Source organism: Leptotrichia sp. OH3620_COT-345, from assembly GCF_003932895.1.
Lineage (GTDB): Bacteria > Fusobacteriota > Fusobacteriia > Fusobacteriales > Leptotrichiaceae > Pseudoleptotrichia.
This window is the reverse complement of sequence record NZ_RQYW01000001.1, coordinates 247,792-262,669: the sequence shown is the minus strand read 5'-3', so window position 1 is coordinate 262,669 and position 14,878 is coordinate 247,792. Positions and strand designations below refer to the sequence as shown.

Here is a 14,878-nt window from a genome sequence, read left to right as displayed (position 1 = left end):
TAAATTGATAAATTTTATTTAGGAGGTAACAATGAAAAAAGTTCTTTTTATAACAGGGGCTGCCAGCGGTATAGGAAAGTCAATAGGAGAAGCATTTCTTGAAAAAGGATATAATGTAGTTTTTTCTGATCTTAATGGGGATAAATTAAATGAAGTGGTTGATAGAAATACCCAGAAAGGATACGACTGTATCGGAGTGAAATGTGATGTGACAAGAGAAGAAGAAATTAATTCAGCCATTGATAAATGTGTCGAAAAATATGGAAGAGTGGATGTGTTGATTAATAATGCCGGATTACAGCATGTTTCCATGATAGAAGACTTTCCTACGGAAAAATTTGAATTTTTAATAAAAGTTATGCTCACAGCACCTTTCATTGCTACAAAAAAAGTTTTTCCAATTATGAAAAAACAGGGCTTCGGGCGTATATTGAATATAGCTTCCATAAATGGAGTAATAGGATTTGCAGGAAAATCAGCATATAATTCTGCAAAACATGGTGTAATAGGACTTACAAAAGTTACAGCTCTGGAAGCGGCAAACTCAGGAATTACAGTTAATGCCATCTGTCCGGGATATGTTGATACTCCCCTTGTCAGAGGACAATTTGAAGATTTGGCAAAAACACGCAATATCCCTGTAGAAGAAGTATTAAATCAGGTTCTTTATCCTTTAATACCCCAGAAACGTTTACTGGATGTAAAAGAAATAGCGGATTATTCATTATTTTTAGCAAGTGAAGAAGCTAAAGGCATAACAGGTCAGGCATGTATTCTCGATGGAGGATATACAGTACAGTAATATTTTAAAAAATAAAATTATAATAATATTCTGAAAAAAGAAACTGTTTAGGATAAAATAAAGTTTTATAGTTCAATATTTATATAAATTATAAAGTGAAATAAAAATAATATTTTCTCATTTGGAACAGTTTTCAATTTACTACAAAAGAAAGGAGAAGTATAATAATATGAAATTATTATACATAACTAAAGTATATGAACAAGGCAAAAGTAAAATCTAATTCTAGTTGGCTGGTAAAAATAGGAGAATCATTTACAAGAGTATCTGAAAAATATATGCCGGATCCGTCTATTTTTGCAGTTATGCTTACAATTACAGCATTTATAATTTCTATTGTTGTGACAAAAGTATCTCCGATACAAAGTCTTGATAATTGGTACAAAGGATTTTGGACACTGCTGTCTTTTGCGATGCAGATGTCATTAGTAGTCATAGTGGGAGGAGTAGTGGCGGATACTCCTATAATAAAATCAATAATAAACAAAATTGCTTCGATCCCTAAAAATGGAAGACAGGCAGCATTTGTAATTACATTAATAACAATACTTATTTCTTTTCTTCAGTTTGGATTAAGTGCAGTCATGGGAGCACTTTTGGCACGGAATACGACATATTCATTAAAAAAAAGAGGAGTTGAAGTTGAGTATCGTCTACTATCGGCATGTTCGTATATAGGATACATGACATGGTGTGTCGGACTTTCAAGTTCAGTTGGATTAACTATTGCAACACCGGGACATTTCCTTGAAAAGGAAATAGGAATTATTCCGATGAGTGTATTTATGTTTAATCCGATGAATATTTTTCTGACAATATCTTTCGTAGTGGTTGTTCCGTTAATAGCATATTTTTTACATCCCAAAGATGAAGGAGTTCAGGAAATACCGGAATATGCTTTGGAAGCTTTAGAAGCCGCTGATAGTAAAGTTTCTGAAGAAGAAAAAACGGAAAATAAAACATTCGGAGAATTTTTAAATAACAGTAAAGTTGTATGTATGATAATCGGTTTATTTGGAATGTCTTATGTTGTACGTTATTTTTATTTAAAGGGAATTAATCTGGATTTGAATATAATTAACACTTTATTTTTATTTGGAGGGCTACTTTTACATGGAACAATATCAAAATTCGTAAATTCTTTTTCAAAATCAACATCCAGTGCAGCAGGAATAATTTTTCAGTTTCCTCTATATGCAGGAATTATGGGTATAATAAGTTATTCAGGTTTGGGAGCACTTATTGCAGAAGCTATAGCAAAAATAAGTACACCGTTTACATTTTATTTCTGGACATTTATAATAGCCTCCGTATTAAATTTTTTCACACCTTCAGGAGGAGGTCAATGGGCGGTACAGGGACCTATAACAATTGAATCGGCAAAAATTATCAATGGAAGTGTATTAAAAGCTTCATTGGCAGTAGCATATGGAAATTCATGGACAAATATGGCACAACCTTTCTGGGCGTTGGCCGTATTGGGTGTGACTGGACTTAAAGCTAAAGATATAATGGGATATTCAGCAGCATTAATGCTTTCTTCAGGGTTTTTATTTGCTATTGCATTATTGTTTTTCCCTGTATAATATGTGGAAATTTAAATTTAAACTTTGAAAATAATAAAATTTTAAAATAAATTAATAAAATAAAAAATACTGAAATTTTTATAATTTCAGTATTTTTAGGATTTTTTATGTTTTTTTAAAAAAGTTTGACAAATATTTCCGAGAGAGTTTTATAAGGTGCAGAAAATGTCAAAAAATAAATTTTGGCTGTATTTAATTTCCATAAAATTCAGAAAAAATAATAATATTTAATTTTTAAAATATATATTTCTTATAATTGTAAATTTATTTTTAAATTATGAGATAATTCAATCTAAATTTAATTAAATCTAAAGATGCTTATTTAATGTAAAATAAAAAACATTTTTACGATTCTTACTTTAGATTCTTTTTTATATATTAAAATTTAGATGTTGAAAATTAATCTTAATAAAATGATAAAAAAATTAAGATTAAGACGGTACGATAGGAATATAGTGAACGAAATATTTTTAATTTAAATCGGAAAGTCCGGTGTTTAAAAAGCATTTTTATAAGACAGTGCTATCACGTAAATAAAATTACAGAATTATAATAAAAATTTTTTTAGTAAAAAATATTTTGTTAACATCCTTGACACCAGTAAATAAAAGTGATATTATAAAAATGACTCAAAAGTCATTTTTAAAAAATAAATATTGTGAAGTAAAAAAAACTATAAAATGTGGTATAATTTAATATACTGATATTTTTATGAAAACAAAATTCTGAGAAAAGGAGGAATAAATTTTGGCAAAAGAAGTATTGGATAAAATCAGGAATACTGAAAAAGAAGCTAATAAAATTATTTTAAAAGCTAATGAAAACGCTAAAAACATTTTAAAAGATGTTGAGCGGAAAATAAAAGAAGATAGTGAAAAAATAATTCATGAAGCTCAAGAAGAAGCAAAACGATTAAAAGACAAGACAGTGGAAGAAGTTAACAAAGATGTCGAATTTCTTCTGAACAAGGAAAAGGAAGAATTGAAAAATATATTGAACATTGAAGAAACTAAAATGAGTGAAATAGTAAATTTACTGGCAGAGAGGATTGTGAAATAATGGCAATAGTTAAAATGAGTAAATTTAATCTGATTGCTTTTGACTCACAGAGGGCTAAAATTCTTAAAAGGCTCCAAAAATTCAAAGAAGTTAATTTTGTTGATTTTAATGTGGAAAATAAAGATGAAACATTGAAAAAAATTATCAATAATGAAGAACTAACCAGAATTGAAGAAAGAATTTATTCGGTTAATTATTCTATCAGCTTGTTAAAAAAATATCAGGTAATAAAAAAGAATATAAAAGCTGTTATGAAAGGAAATGATAATTATACCTTTGAAGAACTTGCCAAGAAAGCGGCTATGTATGACTGGAAAGAATTGAGTCACAAGCTGAAAGAATTAGGCTCAGCTTTGGATGAAACCCGTTCCAAAATATCTAAAAAATATGTAGAACTGGATAGCATATCTCTGTGGGACAGGTTGGATATAAATCCTGAAGAGTTGAAAAAACTGAAAACGGTAAATACATATCTCGGAACAATACCGTATAAGCTTAAAAGCAATTTTATAGGAAAAATGAATGAACTTGAAAAAACTTACTATGAGGAATTGAAAGTTACCAAAGAAGATATTTATTATATGATTATTTCCGGCAAGGAAGATGAGGAAAAGGAAAAACTTTTGGAAATATTCAGAGAAACAAGTTTTACAGTAGAAGATTTAAAAGTAGATACAACCCCTGAAGAACATATAAGAAAATTAAAAAATGAAATTCAGGAATTGAAAAAAGAAAAAAATAAAATAAAATCTGAAATAAAAAGTTATGATGGAGAATTAAGCAATCTAGAAGCGGTTTACGAATATCTCAAAAATAAAAAGTTAAGAATAACTGAAACCGAAAAAATGGCGAAAACGGAAAATATGTGTATAATAAGTGGATGGATTCCTACTTCTAAAAGAGAAGAATTTGAAAAAGAAGTGGCAGATGCTTCTCGATCAAATTACTATATAGATTTTGAAGAAGCTGACTTAAATGATGGAAGTGTTCCTATAAAACTGAAAAATGGAAAAGTAGTAAGTACATTTGAAAGTTTGACCCAGATGTACGCTTATCCAAAATATAATGAAATAGATCCGACACCTTTACTTACACCTTTTTATATAGTATTTTTCGGAATGATGGTTGCAGATGCGGGATACGGTCTGATTTTACTTCTTGGAACATTGTTTGTATTGAAATTTGTAAACCTTAATAAAAAATCAAGACTTGGAATAAAATTTTTCTTTTATTTAAGTTTTTCAGTTATAATATGGGGAGTTTTATACGGCTCATATTTTGGACTGGAAATACCCGGAATATGGAGATTGGTAAATCCGACGACGGAATTTCAGAAACTGCTTATAGGTTCCGTAACTTTTGGGTTGATTCACTTATTTTTTGGACTGGCTATCAAGGCATATCTGTGTTTTAAATCCGGAAAGCCTTTAGATGCGTTATATGATGCTGGGTTCTGGTATATGGCACTTAGTGGAGGAATAGTGTTTCTCTTATCTTCAGTCCTTAAGTTATCTGAAACTGCTTCAAATATTTCAATGTGGATAATGATAATAGGAATGATAGGAATTGTGCTGACAGGAGGAAGAGAAGCTAAAAGTATCGGAGGAAAACTGGGAGGAGGACTTTATAGTCTATACGGAATTTCAGGATATATAGGCGATCTTGTGTCTTATTCGAGATTAATGGCTTTAGGACTTGCAGGAGGATTTATAGCACAAGCTATGAACATTATTGCAGGACTTTTAGGAAGTACGTGGTTTGGTCTTATATTTGTTCCCGTTATATTTGTATTAGGACATCTGTTTAATATGTTCCTTTCATTTTTAGGTTCTTATGTACATACCTCAAGACTTATATATGTAGAATTTTTCGGTAAGTTTTATGAAGGAGGAGGAAAGCCTTTCAAGGATTTTAGAACCGAAAGTAAGTATATAAATCTGGATGATTAGAAAATATTAGGAAAAATAGAAAATAAATGTAATTAGAAATTATATAATATATAATTAATAAAATAAATAAAAACTTAGGAGGAAAAAATGAATATATCAGCATTATTTGCACAATATGGAGGTTATATTTTAGGAGCATTAGGAGTGGCTACAGCAGTATTTTTATCAGGTATAGGATCAGCAAAAGGAGTAGGAATGGTCGGAGAAGTGGCGGCAGGTCTCATGTCAGAAGAACCTGAAAAATTTGGAAAATCATTAGTGTTGCAGCTGTTGCCGGGAACACAGGGATTATACGGTTTTGTTATAGGGTTGCTTGTATTTTTCAAGCTTAGTCCTGAAATGAGTTTTGCACAAGGATTTTATTTGTTTGTAGCATGTCTTCCTATAGCAGTTGCAGGGTACGGTTCTGCAATATTTCAAGGAAGAGTTGCTGCAGCAGGGATAAGCATACTTGCAAAGAATGAAGAGCAGTCTACAAAAGGGATAGTTTATGCGGTAATGGTTGAAACTTATGCTCTTTTGGCGTTTGTAATATCAATGATTATGGTTTTATTAGGAAAATAGACAGATTATCTGAAGACAATAAAATGACGAAATTTTAAATTAAGGATGTGAAGAAATGTCTAATTTGGATAATTTAACATCAAAAATAATAAATGATGCTAAAGAAAAAGCAGCTGAAATTGAACAGAAAGCAAAAGAGACAGCTGATGAGAAATATAAAGCAGGATTGAAGAAAGCCGACATAAAGAAAAAAAATATACTCGAAATGGGTGAAAAAGAGCGTGAACTTATTTCTGAAAGAATGAAATCGGGAGCGGTTCTGAAAGCAAGAGATGAGAAATTGCAAGCTAAACAGGATACTATCGACAAAGTGATTTCCAGATTAAAGGAAAAACTTGTAAATATGGATGAAGAAGAGTATATTAAATATATTTCCGAAAATACGGATATTTCTTCATTCAATTCAAATAAAAAATTAATAGTGAAAAAAGAGCATTTAAATAAAGTGAAAGAAAAATTTCCGAATATAAAAACGGAAGAAAATGTATTTGTAGATTCCGGATTTATAATCGAAGAAAATGGAATTCAGGAAAACTACACTTTTGAAGTAAAACTGGATTTTATGAGAGATGAACTGGAAGTTGAAATTTCAAGACTTCTCTTTTCATAATCAATATTAAGGGAGAAAGTGCATGAATAAAATGGATTACGGACGTAGTGTCGTAACTGTAAGAGTATTGGAAAAAAGACTTTTAAATAAAAGCAGACTTGAAAGAATGATAGAAGCTGAAACTCCCGATGAAGTATTAAAATTATTGGGAGAAACTGAATATTCCCAAAGCATGACGGATATTAAAAATAGCAGAGAATATGAAAAAATTCTGAAAAAAGAAACTGAAAGAGTATTTTCTCTTATAAGAAAAATGAGTAATGATAGTGAAATAGTAGATATCTTATCTCTTAAATATGATTATCACAATCTTAAAGTTTTATTGAAAGGAAAACTTACAGGAAAAGATTTTTCAATGCTTCTTATGGATGCAGGAACGGTAAAGTCAGGCAAATTGAAAGCTCAGTTTGATGCTGAAAACTATGGCGATTTGCCTGAAGAATTTAGTAAAGCTGCGAATGAAGTTGAAAAAGATTTCGATGAAAATAAGAATCCTCAGAGAATAGATATAATAGTTGATAAATATTATTATTTTCATTTATTAAAGATTGCAGAAAAAATAAATGTGAAAATACTGAAAGATTATGTTGAAAGTCTTATTGATTTTCAGAATATAATTACTTTGTTACGTGTCAAAAAGCAGAATAAGGACTTTAAATTTTTGGAAAATGTAATACATGAAGGAGGGAAAATTCCCAAGGATAAGATTGTCTCTTCATTGAATGACAGTGTCGAATCAATAGCAAACAAATTCAGAAAAGAAAAAATAGGAAACTATCTTGTAAAGGGTGCTGAAATATTTAATGAAGAAGGACGACTGTCCGAGCTTGAAAAAATATCCGATAATTATTTGTTAGAATTGAATAAGGAATCCAAATATACGGTATTTGGTCCGGAGCCTTTATTTGCATATCTTATTGCAAAAGAAAGAGAAATGAATGCGATCAGAATGATAATGGTAAGTAAGATTAACAACATAAATTCCGAAAAAGTAAGAGAAAGGCTGCGTGATACATATGTATAAAATAGGTGTAGTCGGAGATAAGGATTCAATTTTGGCATTTAAGGCACTGGGGATAGAAGTGTTTCCTGCAGTCGATAAAGAAGAAGCAAGAAAAATAATAGATACATTGGCAAATAGCAAATACGGAATTATATTTGTAACGGAACAGATTGCGGATTTGGTAAAAGAAACTGTTGAAAGATATGATAAGGAACTTATTCCGGCAATAATACTGATACCGAACAATCAGGGAAGTTTAGGCATCGGAATACAGAAAATAAATGATTACGTGGAAAAAGCAATAGGTTCAAATATATTTTAAAACTTGAAATCAAGACTTCAAAAACTTGAAGAAAGAAGGAGATGTTCATTGAAAGTAGGAAGAATTATAAAAGTATCAGGACCTCTTGTAGTGGCAGAGGGTATGGATGAAGCAAATGTCTACGATGTTGTGAGAGTTTCTGATAATAAATTGATAGGTGAAATAATAGAAATGAGGGGAGACCAGGCGTCAATACAGGTTTATGAAGAAACTGTAGGAATAGGACCCGGAGAACCTGTATACTCTACAGGGGAACCTTTAAGTGTAGAACTTGGACCGGGACTTTTGGAAGCCATGTTTGACGGTATACAAAGACCTTTGCAGGAGTTTCAGGAAGTTGCAGGAGATTATCTGAATAAAGGAGTTGAAGTTCCTTCATTAAATAGAGAAAAAAAGTGGGATTTTGTGCCTGTTATGAAAACAGGAGATAAAGTAGAAGCCGGAGATATAATAGGAACAGTTCAGGAAACTTCAGTTATAAGCCATAAAATTATGATACCTTTAGGGATAAACGGAACTTTAAAGTCAATAGAAAAAGGAAGTTTTACAGTTACAGACACTGTGGCAGTGGTGGAAACATCTGAAGGTGATGTAAATATACAAATGATGCAAAAATGGCCTGTACGTCGTGGAAGAAAATATAAACAAAAATTGAACCCTGAAGCTCCTTTAATTACAGGACAGAGAGTAATAGATACTTTTTTTCCTGTAACTAAAGGGGGAACTGCATGTGTACCGGGACCTTTCGGTTCAGGGAAAACAGTAGTTCAACACCAGCTTGCAAAATGGGCGGATGCTCAAATAATAGTTTATGTGGGTTGTGGAGAACGTGGAAATGAAATGACGGATGTTCTTATGGAATTTCCTGAAATAATAGATCCGAATACAGGACAGTCACTGATGAAAAGAACCGTGCTTATAGCAAATACTTCCAATATGCCGGTTGCTGCAAGAGAAGCTAGTATTTATACAGGAATAACTATTGCCGAATATTTCAGAGATATGGGATATTCAGTAGCTATAATGGCAGACTCCACATCAAGATGGGCGGAAGCACTTCGTGAAATGTCAGGGCGTCTTGAAGAAATGCCGGGAGATGAAGGATATCCTGCCTATTTAGGTTCAAGAGCGGCAGATTTCTATGAAAGATCAGGAAAAGTAATCTGCTTAGGTTCCGACGAAAGAGAAGGAGCATTAACGGTAATCGGTGCGGTTTCACCTCCGGGAGGGGATATTTCGGAACCGGTATCACAAGCTACACTCAGAATAGTTAAAGTATTCTGGGGACTTGATGCAAACCTTGCATATAGAAGACATTTTCCTGCTATAAATTGGCTTAATTCCTATTCCCTATATCAGACAAAAGTTGACGGCTGGATGGATAAGAATGTAGGGCCGGAGTTTTCTCAAAATAGACAGAGGGCAATGGCGTTACTTCAGGAGGAATCAAGTTTACAGGAAATTGTAAGACTGGTAGGGAGAGATACTCTTTCAGAAAAGGATCAGCTTAAACTTGAAGTTGCAAAATCCATAAGGGAGGATTATCTTCAGCAAAATGCCTTTATGGAATCTGATACATATACTTCACTGAATAAGCAGAATAAAATGCTTCAGTTAGTATTGAAATTTTATGATGAAGGACTTAGAGGGCTTGATTCGGGAGCATATCTAAAAGAAATTTCTTCCATGTCTGTAAGAGAAAAAATAGCAAGGGCAAAGTATCTGTCTGAGGAAGAGTTGGATAAAATGAATAGTATCTCAGAAGAAATAACAACTGAAATAGACAGTCTTATAAACAAAGGAGGTATACCGAATGCTTAAAGAATATAAGACGATTACGGAAATAGTGGGTCCTTTAATGATAGTTGAAGGCGTTGAAGGTGTAAAATATGAAGAACTTGTGGAAATAGAAACTCAGACGGGAGAGCTTAGACGTGGAAGAGTACTGGAAGTAAACGGAGATAAAGCAATGGTTCAGTTGTTTGAAAGTTCTTCAGGAATAAATCTGAAAAATTCCAAAGTAAGATTTCTTGAAAAACCTTTATCATTAGGTGTTTCAGGAGATATGATAGGAAGAATATTTGACGGATTGGGAAGACCGAAAGATAACGGTCCGAAAATTATTCCTGAAAAAAGTTTGGACATAAACGGAGTAGCTATAAATCCTGTTGCAAGGGATTACCCGTCAGAATTTATCCAGACGGGAGTATCTTCCATTGACGGTCTGAACACTCTCGTAAGAGGACAGAAACTACCTATATTTTCAGGTTCAGGACTTCCTCATGCGGAACTTGCGGCACAAATAGCAAGACAGGCAAAAGTTTTAGGTTCAGGGTCAAAATTTGCCGTAGTATTCGGAGCTATAGGTATTACTTTTGAAGAAGCACAGTTCTTTATTGACGACTTTACAAAAACAGGAGCAATTGACAGGGCGGTACTGTTTATGAACCTTGCCGATGATCCTGCAATAGAAAGAATAGCAACTCCGAGAATGGCACTTACATGTGCTGAATATCTCGCCTTTGAAAAAGGAATGCATGTACTTGTAATACTTACAGATTTGACTAATTACTGTGAGGCACTCCGTGAAGTGTCGGCAGCGAGAAAAGAAGTTCCGGGAAGACGTGGATATCCGGGGTATCTATATACCGATTTGTCCACTATTTATGAAAGAGCAGGAAGAATAAAAGGAAAAGAAGGTTCTATAACTCAAATACCTATACTTACAATGCCTGAAGATGATAAAACTCATCCAATACCTGATTTAACAGGATATATAACTGAAGGGCAGATAATTTTGTCAAGAGATTTATATAAACAGAATCTTATGCCACCTGTAGATGTGCTTCCATCACTTTCAAGATTGAAAGATAAAGGGATAGGAAAGGAAAAAACAAGAGAAGACCACGCTGATACGATGAATCAACTTTTTGCGGCCTATGCTACAGGAAAAGAAGCAAAAGAATTAGCGGTAATTTTGGGAGAATCTGCATTATCAGATACTGATAAGGCCTTTGTAAAATTTACTACAGCATTTGAAGAGCAGTATGTAGCTCAAGGTTTTGAAAAAAATAGAACAATTGAAGAAACATTAAATTTAGGATGGGAGTTATTAAAAATATTGCCTAAAACGGAGTTGAAAAGAATTAGAGACGAATATTTGGAAAAATATTTGCCGGCAGGAGATGAATAATTATGGCAAAATTAAATGTAAATCCTACCCGAATGGAGCTTACAAAACTTAAAATCCGTCTTAGGACAGCAGTAAGAGGACATAAGCTTCTGAAAGATAAACAGGACGAATTAATGAGACAATTTATTGAAATGATAAAATTAAATAAAAAACTCCGTGAAGAAGTGGAAATAAAATTACAGAATTCATTTAAAGATTTTCTCCTTGCAAGAGGGGTAATGTCGGATGAAATGCTTGAAAATGCCATTTCCTGTCCAAATGAAGAAATAGGTGTGGATATTAAAAAGAAAAATATAATGAGTGTTCATGTTCCGAAAATGGATTTTGTGAGAAACAGTGCAACAAAAACAGGGTCTATATATCCTTATGGCTATGCACAGACATCGGCGGATTTGGATGATGCTATAGATGGATTGAATAATACATTAAGTAATCTTCTGGAACTTGCCGAAGTGGAAAAGGCATGTCAACTTATGGCTGATGAAGTAGAAAAGACAAGACGTCGTGTAAATGCATTGGAATATATGACAATACCTCAACTCAAAGAAACAATAAGATTCATCCAGATGAAGTTGGATGAAAATGAGAGAGGAAGTATAACGAGGCTAATGAAAGTTAAGGATATGATGGCTGCAAAAAATTAATATTAGAATAAGAAGTCGCTTATTAAGCGACTTCTTTGTTTTTTGACTTGTATCAAATTATATTTTCGGATATAATATAAATAATTTTTCTGGATATTATAATTAAAATTTTGCCAAAATCAGAATGGACTTTTTGAGAATGAAATGATAGAATTTATTGTATAAATCATAATAATAAATATAACACAGGATAAAAATTCTCATAGAACTATTCCTAGATTAAAATATGAGCAGGTATAAAAAATATATTAGTAGAAATAATTCCATTAAATGCAGACATTTTACTGTAAATGAACGAAACTTTACATATCAATTTAAAAATTTATAAATTATAATGAGAGGAATAACTAAAGTATTAAAAAGAACTCTCTAAATACAATTTTAAGAGAAATAAAAATAATTGTACAAGAATTGATAGGGCAAAGTAAAGAATAGAAATTTAAAAAGAAGAGAAAGGGATATAAAATGGTTAAACTTGTAGCAATTGATATGGACGGGACATTATTAAACGGGAAAAAAGAGATTACATTTAAACAAAAAGAAGCATTAAAAGAAGCTGAAAAAAAAGGAATAAAAACAGTACTGTGTACAGGACGTCCGTTATTCGGAATAATGCCTTTTTATAAAGAGTTGAATTTGGAAAAAACTGACGGATATATAATTGTCAATAACGGTTGTTCAATACATAAAACAGAAGATTTGGCATTGACTGATTATCATAAATTAACAAAAAAGGATATAGAATATTTATATAGCTTAACAGAAGGGTATGATGTAAATTTTACTCTATTTGATAACAAACATTATTTCTGTGTGGGGAAATCTAATGAATATACTGAATATGACGGAAAACTTGTTTATGTACCTATAACGGAAATTACTTTAAAAGAAGCACTTGATGATAAACATACAATGTTTCAATCTATGTATGTAGGTTCACCTGAAAATGTGGATAAGTTTCAGAAAGATAATGAAGATAAACTGAAAAAACATTACAGCATTGTAAGAAGCCAGAAATATATATTGGAAGCTATGCCTTTCGGAGTGGAAAAAGGTTCGGCAATAAAAAAATTGACTGAAAAATTAGGAATAAAAAAAGAAGAAGTTATGGCAATAGGCGATGGAAATAATGATATAGAAATGCTTACATATGCGGGAATCAGTGTAGCAATGGAAAATGCAACGGAAAATGTAAAGAAAGCGGCAAAGTATATCACAGAAAGTAATGAAAATGACGGAGTTGCAAAAGCTCTTTATAAATATGCGTTGAATATTAAGTAAAATATGATATTTAAAAAAATTCGGATTGTAATAAAAACAGCTCCGGTTTCAGAAAGAATTATAATGTCGATTTTATTGAAAAACAGAAAAATTCTATAACAGATTCTTAATAAAACTAAGCTATTTAAATAAATGTGAGTACTTTATTATTACTAATGAGAGAATAATTTTATAAATTGTACCAAAAAACAAATATGTAAATTTTGAGTTATTTTGAGATAACTTCTTTTGTATATGTTGAACTGATATATTTTCAGTAGGTTTTTTAAATATTTAATTTTATCAAATATCAGCTTTTTTATTTCTGAAGGTGAGTGTTTAGGTATTATGCAAGAAAGCGATTCAGGGAAAAGTACTCTTGTGAGACTTATTGTAGACTTGAAAGTTATGATAAGGGAAATATATCAGTCAACACTATTTTATGTAAAAATTTAGAAAAAAAAGAAATTAAGAGTATACATAAGTAAGTACAACTTGTATTTCAAAATTCCATGAAAGCTGTAAATTATAAATTTTCAGCAGAAGAAGTTTTAATGTAGAGTCTTTTTATGTACATTATAAAAAAATGATATCTTATAGTGAAAGAAAAATAAAAGCTGTAAAAATTCTTGAGAAAGTGGGACTGTCTTCTGAATATCTATCTTATTCAACTATATAATTAAGTGGCAGTCATTACAAGAGAGTGTGTATTGTCAGAGTTTTAATTCTTGAATTTGAAGTTATTATATTTGATGAATTCTCAGCGGGGTTGATTCTATTACACAAGTCCAGGGATTTGAATTTTTTTCAGAATTAAAAGTTTTACTTTTTAAATAGATTAAAATTTAATTTTTTAAAAAAGAATTTGATGCAGTGAATAATATAAATGATATAAAATAATTTCAAATAAAAATAAAATTGTATTTCATAACAGAGGTAAAAAATTAAAATATTAAAGTAAAATTCTGATGTTCAAATTATTTCAACAAAAAAATATAGGAATGAGTGTTCAGAAAAATAAGTGCCTGAGAGGATAGAGTTTGTGATTTTTCAGCAAATGAAGTATTTTTAAGTATGAAATAATTTGAATTGGTAGTTTTTCACTTCACTTCTTTTCCATGAAAAAGTGTGAAGAAAGTTTTTGAAGTTTTTTCAAAAATAATAAGAAATAAATTGGAAAGTTTTTGTAAAATATATTATTTGGAAAAATTTGAATTATCATTTTTTATATTTTACAAATTTAACTTTTCTGCTGATGTAATTTCCAAATTCCTTTTTGTAAATGGAATGGTATTCATTGAAGGTCAATGGCAAATTATTTATCATAATTTCCATTTCGGTACCGAAAAAATCAATAATAAAAGGCAGTTCAATCATTCCGTTTTTTAAATAAAAATCTTTTCTTTTTATTCTTTGATTTATATTCGGAGCTTCAGAAACGCCGGTATTTTCAATTTCAAGAAAAAACTTTTTTTCTTTGTAACGTTCTTTTAACATTTGAAAGGCTTTTGAACCTATACCTTCTCCTCTCTGATTGTCAGAAATCGCAAAGTATGCCAGTAGAACAAGATTACTATGTATAACGGAAATTGCCATTCCAAGAAAATCTCCGTTATTATTTTTTATTACAAGAACTTCAGTTGTACCTTTCCATTGCCTGAGCAGTATAAAAGGAAAAGGCTTTCGTTCACTTTTAGGAAAAGCCTTTAGATAAAGTCTATATACATTTAGAATATTTTTTCCCCGTTTCATTTTTAAAAGTTTCATATTATATCCTTTCAGAATAATTTTTATTGCTTTATTTAGTTATTTTATTTATAATAATTATATCATTTCAAATTGATTAATTCAAATTTTAAAATTAATAAGATAAAAAAATAATACTT

Annotated in this window: 13 protein-coding genes; 12 read left to right on the top strand and 1 reads right to left on the bottom strand. The window is 31.0% G+C overall.

Going from position 1 to position 14,878, the window contains the following annotated elements:
- Positions 1-31 precede the first annotated feature (31 nt).
- The 12 genes from EII29_RS01135 to EII29_RS01080 all read left to right on the top strand — a co-directional run bounded on the left by EII29_RS01135 (position 32) and on the right by EII29_RS01080 (position 13,013).
- The gene (locus tag EII29_RS01135) at positions 32-802 is read left to right on the top strand and encodes a 3-hydroxybutyrate dehydrogenase (RefSeq protein ID WP_125235701.1); all 771 of its coding nucleotides are present in this window, start codon (positions 32-34) and stop codon (positions 800-802) included.
- A 197-nt stretch (positions 803-999) separates the two neighbouring features.
- Complete coding sequence (locus EII29_RS01130; RefSeq protein WP_125235700.1) at positions 1,000-2,388, top strand: short-chain fatty acid transporter; 1,389 nt, start codon at positions 1,000-1,002, stop codon at positions 2,386-2,388.
- A gap of 747 nt (positions 2,389-3,135) precedes the next feature.
- Positions 3,136-3,447: a hypothetical protein gene (locus EII29_RS01125; protein WP_125235699.1), complete on the top strand. Its 312-nt coding sequence runs from the start codon at positions 3,136-3,138 to the stop codon at positions 3,445-3,447.
- Positions 3,447-5,396 (top strand): V-type ATP synthase subunit I, encoded by a 1,950-nt coding sequence (locus tag EII29_RS01120; protein WP_125235698.1) that lies wholly within the window; start codon positions 3,447-3,449, stop codon positions 5,394-5,396. The genes EII29_RS01125 and EII29_RS01120 overlap by 1 nt, the downstream gene beginning before the upstream one ends.
- Positions 5,397-5,483: 87 nt before the next feature.
- Complete coding sequence (locus EII29_RS01115) at positions 5,484-5,960, top strand: V-type ATP synthase subunit K (RefSeq protein WP_125235697.1); 477 nt, start codon at positions 5,484-5,486, stop codon at positions 5,958-5,960.
- 55 nt (positions 5,961-6,015) lie between these two features.
- Positions 6,016-6,570, top strand: coding sequence for a V-type ATP synthase subunit E (locus EII29_RS01110; RefSeq protein ID WP_125235696.1), 555 nt, complete (start codon positions 6,016-6,018; stop codon positions 6,568-6,570).
- 22 nt (positions 6,571-6,592) lie between these two features.
- Entirely contained in the window at positions 6,593-7,594 is a 1,002-nt protein-coding gene (locus EII29_RS01105) for a V-type ATP synthase subunit C (RefSeq protein WP_125235695.1), read from the top strand.
- Complete coding sequence (locus EII29_RS01100; RefSeq protein WP_125235694.1) at positions 7,587-7,895, top strand: V-type ATP synthase subunit F; 309 nt, start codon at positions 7,587-7,589, stop codon at positions 7,893-7,895. Before EII29_RS01105 ends, EII29_RS01100 begins: the two co-directional genes overlap by 8 nt.
- 48 nt (positions 7,896-7,943) lie before the next feature.
- Positions 7,944-9,716, top strand: a complete 1,773-nt coding sequence (locus EII29_RS01095) for a V-type ATP synthase subunit A (RefSeq protein WP_125235693.1) — start codon at positions 7,944-7,946, stop codon at positions 9,714-9,716.
- Positions 9,709-11,088, top strand: a complete 1,380-nt coding sequence (locus tag EII29_RS01090; protein WP_125235692.1) for a V-type ATP synthase subunit B — start codon at positions 9,709-9,711, stop codon at positions 11,086-11,088. The genes EII29_RS01095 and EII29_RS01090 overlap by 8 nt, the downstream gene beginning before the upstream one ends.
- Positions 11,089-11,090: 2 nt before the next feature.
- Positions 11,091-11,732: a V-type ATP synthase subunit D gene (locus EII29_RS01085; protein ID WP_125235691.1), complete on the top strand. Its 642-nt coding sequence runs from the start codon at positions 11,091-11,093 to the stop codon at positions 11,730-11,732.
- A 465-nt stretch (positions 11,733-12,197) separates the two neighbouring features.
- A complete protein-coding gene (locus EII29_RS01080; protein ID WP_125235690.1) occupies positions 12,198-13,013 on the top strand; it encodes a Cof-type HAD-IIB family hydrolase in 816 nt (271 codons plus the stop codon).
- Between the two features lie 1,197 nt (positions 13,014-14,210).
- Here the strand turns inward: EII29_RS01080 and EII29_RS01070 are convergent.
- On the bottom strand, positions 14,211-14,759 hold the full coding sequence (locus EII29_RS01070; RefSeq protein ID WP_125235688.1) for a GNAT family N-acetyltransferase: 549 nt from the start codon (positions 14,757-14,759) through the stop codon (positions 14,211-14,213).
- Between the last annotated feature and the right edge of the window lie 119 nt (positions 14,760-14,878).